The following is a 14,907-nucleotide window of genomic DNA, read 5'->3' on the forward strand; positions in this document are numbered from 1 at the left end:
GCCGGTGGTGCCGACACCGGCGGCGCGGTCTGCCCGGGAACCTGGGCCGGCGGTACGTGTGTGGCGGGCCCGGCCTGCGGCGTGACCGCATCCGGGATGGGCGGCGAAACGGGTCCGGGCCCGCCCGTATCAGCGGGCCGGACGGCGGCCTGCCCTTCGTTCCGGTCGGTCGGCGGGACTGTGCCGGTGGCGGGTCCGGCACCGGCAGGGACGTGCTCCGGCGGCCGGGAGTTTCCGCCCCGTTCGCCGGTGGGCACCGAGACGGACGGCGGCGCGGGCGGTCCCGACGTCGCCTCGGCCGGCGGTGCGCTGACCGGGCGTCCCGGCATCGCGTGCCCAGCCGGCGTCGCGTCGTCGTGAGCTGCTGTCGGACCGGTCTCGCCGGCCGGATCCGACGCGGGCTGGTTCGGCCGGAACCAGGCTTCCGCATCCTCAACAGTGCGATTTGCGGAGGGCGCAGCCGCCGGGTCGTTGTCCGGCCGGGAGCTTCCCGGAGCCCCCGGGGCGCTGCGGTCGGCCCCGGTCGCGGCAGCCGGCGTGGCCGATACCGGCCCGGCCACGCCCTCGGCCGGGTCGGGCGACGCAGGGGAAGCCGGCATGGCCGGCCGGACGGCGGCGGCCGGTGCCGACTGTCGGGGTTCTTCGCCCGGCACCGTCGACCCCGATCCCGTGAACGGCGTGCCGGTATCCCGCATGGCGGGAGCCGGTGCCGCGGACACCGGTGCGTCGACCGGCGCGGAGACCGGTGTGTCGACCGGCGCGGAGACGGGGGCGTGGCCGGATGGCGTCGGCACACCGGAGACTGCACCGTCGGCGGGTCGGGGCGGTGTGGCGGAACCCGCTGAGGTGAACAGGTCCAGCGGGGCCGAACCCGAGTCCTGGTCGGAAGGCACCGGCTTGCCCGGCTGGGCTCCGGACGTAACCGGGGCGTCGACGGGCCCGGCCGGTGGAGCCGGAACGGCCGCCGACTGCGAGAGCGGTGGCCGGGGCGGCGTGGGTGCCGACGCGGGCGGTGCGGGAACGGGCGGTGCCGGTGCAGCCGGCGGCGGCGCGGCGTCCGGACGCTCGGACCGGTCGCGGGCCGCGGGCTGCTCCGACGGGTACGCGGGCACGCCCGAGACCGGCATGCCCGACGTGGGCACGCCCGGGACCGGCGGGCTCGAAACCGGCGCGCCTGAGACGGGCACGCCTGACGTGGGCACGCCCGGAACCGGCGCGCCCGAGGTGGGCGCCACCGGCCGCGGGTCGCGTCCACCCATCGGCTCGATCGGTGGGCGTCGCACCTCGTCGGGCCTCGCGGCAGCAGGTGCGACGGGCCGCTCGCGTACCTCGTCGGGCCGGGCCGGGGCGGCCTGCACCGGCCGGTCGCGCAGGTCGTCGCGGCGCGCCGGGGCGGGTGCTGCGCGCCGTTCCCGCAGGTCGTCGGGGCGCGGCGCGGCGGCGGGAGCCGCGGGCCGGTCGCGCATGACGTCCGGGCGGGCCGGGGCGGGCGGCGCCGGTCGGTCACGGACGTCATCCGGCCGGGTACGGGCGGCCGGCGCCTCCGGCGTGCGCCAACCGTCGCCGGGTCGGGCCGGCGTTGGCTCGGCAGGACGGCCATGCCGCTCCTCGGGCCGGTGCCGCTCCTCGGGCCGGTGGCGGTCCTCGGGCCGGTGGCCCACCGGTTCGGGGCGGCGCCCCTCGTATCGGGCAACCGCCTCGTCGGCCGGGCGCGCCGGCCGCCCGTCGGGGCCGGGCTGAACCGGGCCGACCGGGCGTTGCCACCCGTCGGGCCGGTACGCGGCCGGCTCGCCGCGGGGCCGCCGCTCGCCGGGCGGCCACTCCTCGGCCCGTGGGCGCGCGAGGTCCGACGGGGGCTGGCGCCCGTCCCACCGCTCGCCAGGACCGTGGGCGCCAGGACGCGGACCGCCGTGCCGGCCGGGCTCGGGGCGTTGCGGATCCAGGGGACGTCGCTGGCCGTCCGGCGCGATGGGGGCAGCCGGGTGGTTGCCGGCCTGGGCGGCGACATCCCGACGCGGGCCGGGCTCGCGGCGCGGCGGGCCGTCGAAGCTCGGGTCACGCCGGTCGAAGCTCGGGTCACGCCGGTCGAAGCCAGGATCGCGCCGGTCGGTCGGCCTGTCGAAGCCGGGCTCGCGCCGGTCGACCGGGCCGTCGAACCCGTGGCCGCGCCGGTCCGCCGGGCGGTCGAAGCCGGGCTCGCGTCGGTCCTGCGGGCCGCGTGGGAACCCGCCGGGCGGTCCGTCGGGCGTACCCCGGCGCTGCTCGGACCAGGCCGGCCGAGGCTGGGGGCGGTGCGGGAACTCGCCGGGCTCCGGGAGCCATCCGGGCTCGGGCGCGGGAGAGACCGGCCGGCGGGGATCGCCGTCCGGCGGTGGCATCCGGTGGCCGGGCTCGGGGCGTACCCAGCGCTGGTCGTGCCGGTCGTCCGGCCAGCCCGCGGCCCGTGCCCGGTCCGGGCCGCGTTGGTCGTACCGGTCGCCCGCCTGTGGAGCGGGACCGCGCCGGGGATCCTCGTCCGCGCGCCGTTCCGCCCAGGGCCGCCGCCCGTCCGCGCGCGGCTCGTCCCGGCCACGCCCGTCCGGGTACGCGCGCCGATCGCCGGGGCCGGCGGACCGCGGGTGCGTGCCGCGGCGCTCGTCGGGGCCTGCGGGGCTGACGGGGTACGCGCCGCCCCGCTCGTCGGGGCCTGCGGGGCTGACCGGGTACGCGCCGCGCGGGTCACCCGGCGCCGGGCTGACCGGATGCGGGTCGCGCGGGTTGGCCGGTACGGGGCGGACCGGGTGCACCTCGGCCCGGCCGACGACGGCCCGGGTGTGCGGCGCGGGCGGGGTCAGGTGCTCGATGCCGATGTCGCCCGGGTAGCGCTGCCCCGGGAACTGCGGATGCCACTCGTGGGTGGGTTCGGCGGCCCAGGACGGTTCGGCCAGCTCGCGCCAGCTGTCCCAGCCGCTCATCGGGGGACCTTGTCGCCGCCCGCGCGGCGCGGCCCCGGGGCCGGCTCGCGTCGCTCGCTCACGGCGATGTCACCTCGTCGGAAATTGTCGCGCCGGGCGCCAGACGTGCCGGTAGAGTCGCCCGGTCCGGCACGTCGTGGCTGCGGAAGGAGGGTAGCGGCGTGGGCTCTGTCACCGCCACTGTGGCACCGCCCACGGGCTCAAACGTTACCCGATGGTTTCGGACATTCAGCGCGATAGCGGCGGGTGGTTTTCGGCGGTATGCCACGTACCGCCAGGCCGCCGTGGCGGGTGTGGTCACCAACAGCGTCTTCGGCTTCCTGCGCTACTACATCTTCCTCGCGGCGGCCGGCGCGGCGGGCCGCGTCGCCGGTTACGACCGCGCCCAGCTTGCCACCTTCGTCTGGGTCGGGCAGGGACTCCTGGCGGTGATCCTGATCTGGGGCTGGACCGAGCTGGCCGACCGGATCCGCACCGGCGAGATCGCCGCCGACCTGCTCCGCCCGGTCCACCCGGTGACCAGCTACCTCGCCGCCGACCTGGGCCGCGCCGGGTTCGCCTGCCTGTCCCGGCTGCTGCCGCCGGTGCTGATCGGCCTGCTCTTCTTCGACGTCTACCTGCCCCGTCGCTGGGCCACCCTGCCGCTGTTCGCGGTCTCCGTGCTGCTCGCCGTGTTGGCCTGCTTCGGCTGCCGCTACCTGGTCAACGCCACCGCGTACTGGTTGCAGGACGTCCGGGGCCCGCTGATCCTCTGGACCCTCTGCTCCGGCGTGCTCGCCGGGCTCTACTTCCCGCTGGGCTTCCTGCCCGGCTGGCTGGAGGCCGCGCTGCGGTACGGCACCCCGTTCCCGAGTCTGCTGCAGATCCCGCTCGACGTGCTGGTGGAACGGCACCCGGCGCCGACACAGTCCGGCCTGGTGGGGGTGCAGGCCGGCTGGGTGGTCGTGCTGCTCGCCCTCTGCCGGCTGGTGCAGCGCCGGGCCGAGCGCCGGCTGGTGGTGCAGGGTGGTTGAGCCGGGCCGGCTGGGCGCGTACCGGGCGCTGCTCGGCGCGCAGGCCCGGTCGCAGGCCGCGTACCGGACGTCGTTCGTGGTGGACCTGGTCGGCAACGTCGGGGCGACCGTTTTCGACGTGGTCACCGTGCTGGTGCTCTTCGGGGTCACCCGCGAGCTGGGCGGCTTCACGCTCCGCGAGATGCTGGTGATCGTCGGCCTGTCGTCGTTCGCGTTCGCCACCGCGGACCTGCTGGTCGGCAACATCGAGCGGCTGCCCCGGTACGTCCGTACCGGCCTCTTCGACGCGGTGCTGGTCCGTCCGCTGGCCGCGCTGCCCCAGTTGCTGCTGATGGACCTGCCGCTGCGCAAGGTGTCCCGGGCGGTCTTCGGGCTGGCCGTGCTGGTGGTGGCGCTCGCCTCGGCCGGCATCCAGTGGACGCCGGGGCGGGCGGCCCTGGCGGTGGTGGCTCCGCTCGCCGCCGTGGTCTTCTTCGGTTCGGTCTTCGTCACCACCGCCACCGTGTCGTTCTACTGGATCGATTCGGGCGAGCTGGCCAACTCGGTCACCTACGGCGGGCGCGACTTCACCTCGTACCCGGTCACCGTCTACGACGGCTGGTTCCGCGCGCTCTTCGCGTACGGGATGGGTTTCGCCTTCGTCAGCTACCACCCGGCGCTGGCGCTGCTCGGCCGGGCCGACCCGCTCGGCCTGCCGGCCTGGGTCGGCTGGGCCGCGCCGGGCGTCGCGGTGGTCGCCGCGGCGATCGCCACCCTGGCCTGGCGGGTCGGGATCCGCCACTACCGGAGTACGGGGTCATGAGCGCCATCGAGATGAGCGGGCTGCGCAAGGAGTTCGCGGTCCGGGTGAAGGCGGGCCGGCTGCGCCGGGAGAAGCGGACGGTCACCGCGGTCGACGGGATCGACCTGCGGGTCGAGCGGGGTGAGATGCTCGGCTACATCGGCCCGAACGGTGCCGGCAAGTCGACCACGCTGAAGATGCTCACCGGCGTGCTCATGCCGTCGGCGGGGGAGGCCCGGGTCTGCGGACTGCGCCCGGTGGCCGAGCGCACCCGGCTGGCGCTGCGTGTCGGCGTGGTCTTCGGCCAGCGCTCGCAGCTCTGGTGGGACCTGCCGCTGCGTGACTCGTTCGAGCTGCTGCGGCACGTCTACCGGGTGCCCGCGGGCGAGCACGCGGCCCGGCTGGCCCGCTGCCGGAGCCTGCTCGACCTGGACGAGTTCCTGGACACCCCGGTCCGGCAGCTCTCCCTCGGCCAGCGGATGCGCGGCGAGCTGACCGCGGCACTGCTGCACGGCCCGGAGGTGCTCTTCCTCGACGAGCCGACCATCGGGCTGGACGTGGTGAGCAAGCAGGCCGTCCGGGACTTCCTGGCCGAGCTGGGCCGGGCCGGTGACACGACGCTGGTGCTGACCACCCACGACCTGGCCGACATCGAGCGGCTCTGCCGGCGGCTCGTGGTGATCGACCACGGCCGGGTGGTGCACGACGGCTCGATCGCCGCGCTGCATAGCCGGTACGGCTCCCGCCGGATGGTCGTCGCCGAGCTGGACGCCGCGCTGCCTGATCCGCCGGCGCTGCCCGGCGCCCCGCTGGTGCGGACGGAGGCGGACGGGCACCGGCTGGTGTTCGCGCTGGAGTCGGCGAGCGTCGCCGAGGTGGTCGCCGGGCTCGCCGGCCTGGCCGCCCTGCGGGACATCTCGATCGTCGAGCCGGACATCGAGGAGGTCGTCGCCCGGCTCTACCGCGCCCCGGCAGAGGTCGGCTGAGCAAGTGTGGGGTGACCGAGTAGCAAGGGCTCAGCGGCGCGCCGCCAGGTGCGCCTGACGCATGTCCATAACTGTGGGTGACAGTCGTCGCCGGAGGCCTGATGTCACGGGGCGTGATGGCGTTGGAGGCGCCTCCGCGCGGGGCTGCTGCCGCATCGGCCGCTTGACCAGTGGAAAGCCGCGAAGCAGGGGCCGTGGGAAATCCTCCTCTGCCCGCCTTTGCTCTGCAGCCATATAGGCAACCGGCAACCGTGCGTGGCCGTTGCGTACGTGGCTGCAGAGCAAAGGCGGGGTGGGGGGAGGTTGAGGGGGCGGCCTGCTGTCACTCGACGTGATCGTGGTCGGTGCGCTGCCGGCGCCGCATGTCAGCCGACGCCCCCTGAGCCGCCCGCCCACCGGGCGGCCCGCCCGGTGGGCGGCGACGCCGGGAGCGGATCGTGCCGATCGGCCGGTGCCCCCTCATGGATGCTCCATCACCAGCACCGCGAAGGTGCCGGGGGCCAGTGCCTCGTACCGGTGGGGCGTGTCGCCGGGGAACGTGGCGTAGTCGCCCGGACCCAGCTCGACCAGATCGGACTCCGGGCCGAGGCGCATCCGGCCGGCCGCGACCACCACGTGCTCGATGCTGCGCGGGGTGTGCGCCTCGGCCACCCGGACGGCCCCGGGCTCCAGCTCCATCAGGTAGACGTCGCGACGGGTGTGCGGCGCGCCGGCGGCGAGCAGGGTGGCGCTGAAGTCGGCGTGCTCGGAGCGGATCCGTGGACCCTCGCCCGCGCGGACGACCCGGACGGCGGCGCTCGGCGGCTCGACGAGGCGGCTGAACGGCACTCCCAGTGCGACCCCCAGCGCCCAGAGTGTCTCGACGCTCGGATTGCCGACGCCGGACTCCAGCTGGGACAGCGTGGACTTGGCGATGCCGGCCCGGCGGGCCAGCTCGGTCAGCGAGATGCCTGCCCGGTCGCGCTCGCGGCGCAGGGCGGCCGCGATGGTGGCCAGCGGGGGAGCCGGGTCGATCGTCAATTGTTCGCTCCGTAGGTCGGTTTGTTCGGTTTGACGAACGCGTGCCGTTGCGTTCAGGATAATGGACCATGCGTACGGCAAATCGAACGGGCGGCGGGGCCATGCTCCGCGACGTCGCCGCCATCGGTGCGGCGATGCTCGCCGTCGGCGCCTCGTTCGGCGCGGTGGCGGTGGCGGCCGGCCTGCCCGCCTGGGCCACCCTCGCCATGTCGGTGTTCGTCTACGCCGGTGGCGCGCAGTTCATGGCGGTGGGTCTGGTGGCCGCCGGCAGCCCGCTCGCGGCGGTCCTCGCCGGCCTGCTGCTCAACGCCCGGCACCTGCCGTTCGGCCTGGCCCTCGGTGGCAGCCTCGGCCCGGCGCGCTGGCGGCGACTGCTCGGCAGCCACCTGATGACCGACGAGGCGACCGCGTTCGCCCTGGCCCGGCCGGCCGGACCGACCCGGCGGCGCGCGTTCTGGGTCGCCGGGGTGCTGCTCTGCCTGGCCTGGAACGCGGGCACCCTGCTCGGCGTGCTGGCCGGTGGCGCGGTGGGCGATCCCGCCGTGCTGGGACTCGACGCCGCCTTCCCCGCCGGGCTGGCCGCCCTGCTGCTGCCGAGCCTGCGGGACGCGCGGACCCGCCGGGTCGCGCTGGCCGGTGCCGGGCTGGCCGTGTTGGCCACTCCCTTCCTCCCCGCCGGGCTGCCGGTCCTGCTCGCCCTCGTCGCCGTGGTCGGGCCCGCGCTGCGCCGCCGCGAGCCGGCCCCGCCCACCGGAAGCGAAGCGGCCCCCGAGCCGTCCGGGGCCGGCGTGCCGGAGCCGGGCCACGGCGAGGAGGAGGCCGCCCGCGAGCCGGGGCCGGAGGCGGTCCTGCGTGCCGAGGAGGCGACGTGCTGATCGCCGTGATCGTCGCCCTGGCCGCCGGAACGTACGGCTTCCGGGTCGCCGGGGTGCTCCTGCGCGACCGGCTGGAACTGCCCGAGTGGGCCCGCCTGCTGCTGCCGGTCGGGGCGGCCACCCTGCTGGCCGCGCTCGCCGCGACCGCCGCGCTGACCGAGGCCGGCGCCTTCGCCGGCTACGCCCGCCCGGCCGGTGTGCTGGTCGGGCTGCTGCTGGCCTGGCGGCGGGCGCCCTTCGTCCTGGTCGTGGTCGCGGCGGCCGGCACCACCGCGCTGTTGCGACTGTTCGGGGTGGCATGAAACGGCCCCTTCCCGCCGCGGCGGGAAGGGGCCGGCTCCGGGCAGGCCCGGTCAGATCTTGTCGCCGATGGTGACCTGGGGCTGCGGGGCCCGCATCCTGCGGAACGTGATCGACCGCATGATCGCGTAGAAGTAGAGCGAGCCGAGCCGCTCGGTGCTCTTGGGGTGGCGCTCGCGCACCAGCTTCTTGATCTTGCGAGAGATCAGGACCGAGTCGATCACCACGCCGAGCGCCAGCGCGCCCCACAGCAGGTTGGAGATCAGCCGGACGATCGGCGGCATGGCCTGGTTCGAGCCGAGCAGCACGATCAGCGCACCGCCGAAGAACCAGGTGCCGACCGTACGCCGGGAATCCACCACGCTGCGGGCCAGCAGCCGCTCGGGGCCCCGGTCGCGCGGGCCGCCCTCACGGCGGAACTCGGCCGCCGCCTCGGCGCGGGCCGCCCGGCGCTGCTCCCGGGCCTCCTCCTTGGTCAGCGGCTTGGTCGGCGCGCCCGGCCGGCGGCCGGCGCCCGGCCGCTTCGGGGTCGCCACGCCCAGCTCCTTCTTGCTGGGGGTGTAGCCCCGGGGACGGGTGGCAACAGACGCCTCGTCGGTCGTCACCGTGGTGACGGACTCCTCGACGAGGTCGGCGGGCTTACGACGAAACAGCGACGGCACTCGTGAAGGGTAGCCAAACAGCCGCGCCCGGTGCACATCGCGGGTGCACCGGGCGCTGACAACGGGGTGTGATGTTACGGACGCTCCACGTGCGCGCCCAGGTCCGCCAGCTTCGCCTCGAAGTCCTCGTAGCCGCGGTTGATCAGGTCGACGCCGTACACCCGGGAGGTGCCCTCGGCCGCGAGGGCCGCGATCAGGTGGCTGAAACCGGCCCGCAGGTCCGGGATGACCAGGTCGGCCGCGTGCAGCTTGCTCGGGCCGGCGATCACCGCGGAGTGCTTGAAGTTGCGTCGGCCGAAGCGGCACGGGGTGCCGCCGAGGCAGTCCCGGTAGACCTGGATGTTGGCGCCCATCGAGTTCAGCGCGGTGGTGTAGCCCAGCCGCTGCTCGTAGACCGTCTCGTGAACGATCGACAGCCCCCGGGCCTGGGTCAGCGCCACCACGAGCGGCTGCTGCCAGTCGGTCATGAAGCCGGGGTGCACGTCGGTCTCCAGGGCGACCGACTTCAGCTCGCCGCCCGGGTGCCAGAACCGGATGCCGCCCTCCTGGCCCGGCCGGCCGGCCCGCGGCGGCCGGAGGTCGGTCACCTCGTACTCGCCGCCGACCGACCGGAAGACGTTCAGGAAGGTCATCATGTCGGCCTGCTGGGCGCCGAGCACCTCAACGTGGCCGCGGGTGGCCAGCGCCGCCGCCGCCCAGCTCGCCGCCTCGATCCGGTCCGGGATCGGCCGGTGGGTGTAGCCGTGCAGCTTCGGCACGCCCTGGATCTCGATCACCCGGTCGGTGTGCACCTTGATGATCGCGCCCATCTTCTGCAGGACGCAGATCAGGTCGATGATCTCCGGCTCGACCGCCGCGTTGCGCAGCTCGGTGACGCCCTCGGCCATCACCGCGGTCAGCAGCACCTGCTCGGTGGCGCCGACGCTCGGGTACGGCAGGGCGAACTTCGTGCCGTGCAGCCCGTTCGGGGCGGACAGGTGCAGCCCTTCCGGCCGCTTGTCGACGGTCGCGCCGAACTCCCGCAGCGCCTGGAGGTGGAAGTCGATCGGGCGTGGGCCGATGTGGCAGCCGCCCAGGTCCGGGATGAAGGCGTGGCCGAGCCGGTGCAGCAGCGGGCCGCAGAACAGGATCGGGATCCGGCTGGAGCCGGCGTGCACGTTGATCTGGTCGGTGCTGGCGCTCTCGACGTTGGACGGGTCGAAGACGAGCTCCCCGTCATCCTCGCCGTCACTGACCTTGACCCCGTGCAGGCCGAGCAGCCCGCGGACGACCTCGACGTCCCGTATCCGCGGCACGTCGAACAGCCGGCTGGGCGTGTCGCCCAGAAGGGCGGCGACCATCGCCTTGGACACGAGGTTCTTCGCGCCGCGCACGCGGATCCGCCCTTCGAGCGGAGTGCCTCCGTGTACGACCAGGACGTCGTCGGTCAACGCAACCTCCAGCGCGTTGGTGCTGCCGTGTGGATGGGGGGCCACGATCTGCATCGCTACCCGGAATGCGGCCACGGGTAAACGACCCGCGTAAGTCGTCGCCCCGGCAGCATAGCCCTCCGTGACGAAAATGGAATCGGTCACATCACCAGCGAGGGCACGAACCGGAGTGTCCCGCGCTTTTCCGTGCCAATGGTGTGACCGAGGGTGATCAGGCGCCGGGGAGGGCCAGCATCTGATCCAGCGCGGCCCGGGCGTGTCGGGCGGTGTCCGGGTCGACGGTGATCTGGTTGACCACCCGGCCGGCGACCAGCTCCTCCAGCGCCCACACCAGGTGCGGAAGGTCGATCCGGTTCATCGTCGAGCAGTAGCAGACCGCCCGGTCCAGGAACATGATCTGCTTGTCCGGGTGGGCCAGCGCCAGCCGGCGGACCAGGTTCAGCTCGGTGCCGACCGCCCACGCCGAGCCGGCCGGGGCGGCCTCGATGGTCTTGATGATGTACTCGGTCGAGCCGACGAAGTCGGCGGCGGTGACCACCTCGTGCCGGCACTCCGGGTGGACCAGCACGTTGACCCCGGGCACCCGCTCCCGGACGTCGTCGACGCTGTCCAACGTGAACCGGCCGTGCACCGAGCAGTGCCCGCGCCACAGGATCATCTTCGCGTCGCGCAGCTGCTCGGGGGTGAGCCCGCCGTTCGGCTTGTGCGGGTCGTAGAGGACGCAGTCGTCCAGCGAGAAGCCCATCTCCAGCACCGCCGTGTTGCGGCCCAGGTGCTGGTCGGGCAGGAAGAGCACCTTCGACCCCTGCTGGTACGCCCAGTCCAGCGCCCGCTTCGCGTTGGACGAGGTGCAGACCACACCACCGTGCCGCCCGACGAAGCCCTTGATGTCGGCCGAGGAGTTCATGTACGTCACCGGGACGGTCTGCTCCGCGACGCCCAGCTCGGTCAGCACGTCCCAGGCGGTCTCGACCTGCGACAGCACCGCCATGTCGGCCATCGAGCAGCCGGCGGCGAGGTCGGGCAGGATCACCCGCTGGCGATCCGTGGTGAGGATGTCGGCGCTCTCGGCCATGAAGTGCACGCCGCAGAAGACGATGTACTCCGCGTCGGGGCGGGCCGCCGCCTCCCGGGCCAGCTTGAACGAGTCGCCGGTCACGTCGGCGAACTGGATCACCTCGTCGCGCTGGTAGTGGTGGCCCAGCACGAAGACCTTCGTGCCGAGCGCGGCCTTGGCCGCTGCCGCCCGGGCCACCAGATCCGGGTCGCTCGGCGCGGGCAGGTCACCTGGACACTCCACGCCACGTTCGGTGGCGGGGTCGCTGCCGCGGCCGAGGAGCAGCAGCGCAGTGGCGGTGTTGGAGGGCTCAACCCAGGTCGAAGTCACGCCTCCCATCGTCCCACAGCCGGACCGGCCCGCGGCCGGTGCCGATGTGGCCTGCCACACTGCTGCGCATGCGCGTGCTGCTCTGCCCGGACAAGTTCGCCGGTACGCTGCCGGCCCCCGAGGTGGCCGCCGCGGTCGCCGAGGGCTGGCGCACGGTGGCTCCCGGCGACGAACTGCTGGTCCGGCCGCTCGCCGACGGTGGCCCCGGGTTCGTCGCCGTGCTCGCCGAGGCGCTCGGCGGGCGGCTGCTGCCGGTACCGACCGTCGACCCGCTCGGCCGGCCCACCGTCGGTGAGATCCTGCTCACCGACGACGGCACCGCGTACCTGGAGAGCGCCCAGGCGTGCGGGCCGCACCTGCTGACCGCCGCCGAGCGCGACCCGAAGGCCACCACCTCGTACGGGCTGGGGCTGCTGGTGGCGGCCGCGGTCGAGGCGGGAGCGCGGACCGTGGTGATCGGCCTGGGCGGCTCCGCGACCAACGACGGGGGTGCCGGCCTGCTCACCCCGCTGGGTGTCACCGCGCTGGACGAGGCCGGCCGGGCCCTGCCGTACGGCGGGGCGGCCCTCGCGGCGGTGGCCGCGCTGGACGGCGCCCCCCGGGTGCGCGGCGCCGCCCTGGTCGCCGCCACCGACGTCGACAACCCGCTGCTCGGGCTGCACGGCGCCAGCAACGTGTACGGCCCGCAGAAGGGCGCGACGCGGGCGGACGTCCTGCTGCTCGACGCGGCCCTGGAACGCTGGGCCGGAGTGCTGGAACGCGAGCTGCCGGGTTGCCCGGTCGGCCTCGGCGCGCTCCCCGGCGGCGGGGCGGCCGGTGGTCTCGGCGCGGCGATCCTCGCCCTCGGCGGCCGGTGCGAGTCCGGCATCCGGCTGGTCACCCGGGCCGTCGGGCTGGACGCCGCGCTGGACGTCGCCGACCTGGTGATCACCGGGGAGGGGTCCTTCGACCACCAGTCGCTGCGTGGGAAGGTCGTGGCCGGCGTGGCCGGGGCCGCCCGGGACCGGGGCGTGCCCTGCGTGGTGCTGGCGGGGCGGGTGAGCACCGGGCGGCGGGAGGCCGCCGCGGCCGGCGTGACCGAGGCGTACAGCCTGGTGGAGCACTTCGGCGGCGAGGAGCGCGGCGGGCTGGAGGCGGCGCTGGGCCGGCCCGCGGAGGGCCTGCGGGCGCTCGGCGCCCGGCTGGCCCGGCAGTGGAGCCGCTGACCGGATCACGGCGGTTCCAGGTCGGGAGTCACGGCACCGGGGGAGACTTCCGCCGGGGCGGCGTACGATCGGTTCTGGACCATTCCGGGAATGACTGGGCGACGGGGAACGTTGGCCAGGGCGTCCGGACCCACACGCGCAGGGAGATTTCCACGTGACCACGCCAGCGCAGACCGAGTCGACCGAGGCCAAGGCCCCCAACACCGTCGTCCTCACCGACGTCGCGGCGCAGAAGGTCAAGGCCCTGATCGAGCAGGAGGGCCGCGACGACCTGCGGCTCCGGATCGCCGTGCAGCCGGGCGGCTGCTCCGGCCTGCGGTACCAGCTCTTCTTCGACGAGCGGTCGCTCGACGGTGACATCGTCACCGACTACGACGGTGTCGAGGTCGTCGTCGACCGGATGAGCGCCCCCTACCTGGCCGGCGCGACCATCGACTTCGCCGACCGGATCGACGCCCAGGGCTTCACCATCGACAACCCGAACGCGGGCAGCTCCTGCGCCTGCGGCGACTCGTTCAGCTGAGCCGACTCCGGCGCCGCCCCACGGCGGGCCGACGGCTGACGTACCCGACAACGGCGGGACCGTCCCTCACCGGACGGTCCCGCCGTTGTGTCCTGCGGTGGGTGTCCGAGGGGTGACGGCCGGATGTGCGGGGAATGGCCGGTTGTCGACCGACCTCCTCCGGTAGGCCCGGGGCGACCGGTAGGCTGACCGCGCCGTGCTCCCGACCACGAGGGTTGACATGAAGATCGCCGTGACCGGCTCGATCGCCACCGACCACCTGATGAGCTTCCCCGGCCGCTTCGCCGACCAGTTCATCGCCGACCAGCTGCACAAGGTGTCGCTGTCGTTCCTCGTGGACGACCTGGTGCTGCGTCGGGGCGGCGTGGCGGCGAACATCGCCTTCGGGATGGCCCAGCTCGGGCTGAATCCGGTGCTGCTCGGCGCGGTCGGCGCCGACTTCGCCGACTACCGTTCGTGGCTGGAGCGGCACGGCGTGGACTGCGACTCGGTGCACGTCAGCGAGGTGGCACACACGGCGCGCTTCGTCTGCACCACCGACACCGAGATGTGCCAGATCGCCTCGTTCTACGCGGGCGCGATGAGCGAGGCCCGCAACATCGAGCTGGCCCCGGTGGCGCAGCGGCTGGGCGGCCTCGACCTGGTGCTGGTCGGCGCCAACGATCCGGCGGCGATGATCCGCCACTCGGCCGAGTGCCGGGAGCGGGGCTTCCCGTTCGTCGCCGACCCGTCGCAGCAGCTCGCCCGGATGGACGGGGAGCAGGTCCTCGGCCTCATCGAGGGTGCCGACTACCTGATGACCAACGACTACGAGAAGGCGCTGCTGCTGAGCAAGGCGGGGCTCACCGACGCGCAACTGCTGGACCGGGTCAAGGTCCGGGTCACCACGCTCGGCAAGGACGGCGCGGAGATCGCCGGGCGGGACTTCGACCCGATCCACGTGCCGATCGCCCGGGAGATCCAGGCGGTCGACCCGACCGGCGTGGGGGACGGCTTCCGGGCCGGCTTCTTCGCCGCCCTCTCCTGGGGGCTGGGCCTGGAGCGTGCCGCCCAGGTCGGCTCGCTGCTGGCCACCCTGGTGCTGGAGACCGTCGGCACCCAGGAGTACGAGGTCCGCCCGGATCTGTTCGTCAAGCGGCTCGCCGAGTCGTACGGCGACGCGGCAGCCGAGGACGTCCGGCCGCACCTGCTGCCGTGACCTCCGGCGGGCCCGGCCCCGGCACGGTGGACCCGGGCGCGGTCCGCACCGGCGTGGGTGGGCCGATGCTGGTCGCCTTCGCCGGGCTGCCCGGTGTCGGCAAGAGCACCCTCGCCCTCCGGGTCGGCGCCGCGCTGCACGCCCCGGTGCTGCCCGTCACTCCGGTGGAGCGGGCCCTCGGCCGGTACGGCCTGGTCGGCGACGTGCCCGAGATGGCCGCGTACGGCGCGGTAGCCGGGATCGCCGAGGTGCAGCTCGGGCTCGGGATGAGCGTGGTGGTGGACGCGGTGAACCCGGTGGCCAGCGCCCGGGGCCTCTGGCACGACCTGGCCGAACGGGCCGGCGTGCCGCTCCGGGTGATCGAGGTGCACTGCGGCGACGAGGCGGAGCACCGCCGCCGGGTCGAGGCCCGGCTCCCCGACGAGTTCCTCCCCACCTGGGAGCAGACCCTGGTCCGTCGCGCCGAGTACGAGCCGATCATCGGCCCCCGCCTGGTGGTCGACACCGCCGTCGACACCGACCCCCTTCCCGGCGTCCTCGCCTACCTCCGCTGACCGGGGCCCTGCACTGCAC

13 protein-coding genes and 1 pseudogene are annotated in these 14,907 nt (G+C 74.7%); 9 read left to right on the forward strand and 5 right to left on the reverse strand.

Annotation, left to right across the window (positions count from 1 at the left end):
* Nucleotides 1-2,954 (reverse strand): annotated as a pseudogene (locus ABZ570_RS21575) (hypothetical protein); the annotation flags it as partial.
* A 284-nt stretch (nt 2,955-3,238) separates the two neighbouring features.
* Here ABZ570_RS21575 and ABZ570_RS21580 point away from each other — a divergent pair.
* From ABZ570_RS21580 to ABZ570_RS21590, 3 genes are read left to right on the forward strand one after another with little or no spacing between them, the layout of a single operon-like run.
* Entirely contained in the window at nt 3,239-3,967 is a 729-nt protein-coding gene (locus ABZ570_RS21580) for an ABC-2 family transporter protein (RefSeq protein ID WP_358066309.1), read from the forward strand.
* Nucleotides 3,960-4,769, forward strand: coding sequence for an ABC-2 family transporter protein (locus ABZ570_RS21585; protein ID WP_358066312.1), 810 nt, complete (start codon nt 3,960-3,962; stop codon nt 4,767-4,769). The genes ABZ570_RS21580 and ABZ570_RS21585 overlap by 8 nt, the downstream gene beginning before the upstream one ends.
* A complete protein-coding gene (locus tag ABZ570_RS21590) occupies nt 4,766-5,734 on the forward strand; it encodes an ATP-binding cassette domain-containing protein (RefSeq protein ID WP_358066315.1) in 969 nt (322 codons plus the stop codon). Before ABZ570_RS21585 ends, ABZ570_RS21590 begins: the two co-directional genes overlap by 4 nt.
* 459 nt (nt 5,735-6,193) lie before the next feature.
* Here the strand turns inward: ABZ570_RS21590 and ABZ570_RS21595 are convergent, their stop codons facing one another.
* Entirely contained in the window at nt 6,194-6,754 is a 561-nt protein-coding gene (locus ABZ570_RS21595; protein WP_358066318.1) for an XRE family transcriptional regulator, read from the reverse strand.
* Nucleotides 6,755-6,822: 68 nt separating this feature from the next.
* Here ABZ570_RS21595 and ABZ570_RS21600 point away from each other — a divergent pair, with 68 nt between their 5' ends.
* The gene (locus ABZ570_RS21600) at nt 6,823-7,629 is read left to right on the forward strand and encodes an AzlC family ABC transporter permease (protein WP_358066321.1); all 807 of its coding nucleotides are present in this window, start codon (nt 6,823-6,825) and stop codon (nt 7,627-7,629) included.
* Nucleotides 7,623-7,931, forward strand: a complete 309-nt coding sequence (locus ABZ570_RS21605; protein ID WP_358066324.1) for an AzlD domain-containing protein — start codon at nt 7,623-7,625, stop codon at nt 7,929-7,931. The genes ABZ570_RS21600 and ABZ570_RS21605 overlap by 7 nt, the downstream gene beginning before the upstream one ends.
* A gap of 51 nt (nt 7,932-7,982) precedes the next feature.
* Here ABZ570_RS21605 and ABZ570_RS21610 read toward each other — a convergent pair whose 3' ends face one another.
* The 3 genes from ABZ570_RS21610 to nadA all read right to left on the reverse strand — a co-directional run bounded on the left by ABZ570_RS21610 (nt 7,983) and on the right by nadA (nt 11,408).
* On the reverse strand, nt 7,983-8,591 hold the full coding sequence (locus ABZ570_RS21610; protein ID WP_358066327.1) for a DUF3043 domain-containing protein: 609 nt from the start codon (nt 8,589-8,591) through the stop codon (nt 7,983-7,985).
* 74 nt (nt 8,592-8,665) lie between these two features.
* Entirely contained in the window at nt 8,666-10,075 is a 1,410-nt protein-coding gene (gene murA / locus ABZ570_RS21615; protein WP_358066330.1) for a UDP-N-acetylglucosamine 1-carboxyvinyltransferase, read from the reverse strand.
* Nucleotides 10,076-10,232: 157 nt separating this feature from the next.
* Entirely contained in the window at nt 10,233-11,408 is a 1,176-nt protein-coding gene (nadA, locus tag ABZ570_RS21620) for a quinolinate synthase NadA (RefSeq protein WP_358066333.1), read from the reverse strand.
* A 44-nt stretch (nt 11,409-11,452) separates the two neighbouring features.
* On the opposite strand from nadA, the gene ABZ570_RS21625 reads away from it, so the two are divergent.
* From ABZ570_RS21625 to ABZ570_RS21640, 4 genes are all read left to right on the forward strand, one after another.
* Nucleotides 11,453-12,613 carry a glycerate kinase gene (locus ABZ570_RS21625; RefSeq protein ID WP_358066336.1) on the forward strand — a complete coding sequence of 387 codons (1,161 nt, stop codon included), beginning with the start codon at nt 11,453-11,455 and terminating at the stop codon, nt 12,611-12,613.
* 154 nt (nt 12,614-12,767) lie between these two features.
* Entirely contained in the window at nt 12,768-13,136 is a 369-nt protein-coding gene (gene erpA, locus ABZ570_RS21630; RefSeq protein WP_358066339.1) for an iron-sulfur cluster insertion protein ErpA, read from the forward strand.
* Nucleotides 13,137-13,356: 220 nt separating this feature from the next.
* A complete protein-coding gene (locus tag ABZ570_RS21635; protein ID WP_358066342.1) occupies nt 13,357-14,334 on the forward strand; it encodes a carbohydrate kinase family protein in 978 nt (325 codons plus the stop codon).
* Between the two features lie 65 nt (nt 14,335-14,399).
* Nucleotides 14,400-14,888: an ATP-binding protein gene (locus ABZ570_RS21640; RefSeq protein ID WP_358066394.1), complete on the forward strand. Its 489-nt coding sequence runs from the start codon at nt 14,400-14,402 to the stop codon at nt 14,886-14,888.
* Nucleotides 14,889-14,907: the final 19 nt, after the last annotated feature.

It is taken from the genome of Micromonospora sp. NPDC007271, assembly GCF_040634005.1.
Classification (GTDB): domain Bacteria; phylum Actinomycetota; class Actinomycetes; order Mycobacteriales; family Micromonosporaceae; genus Micromonospora.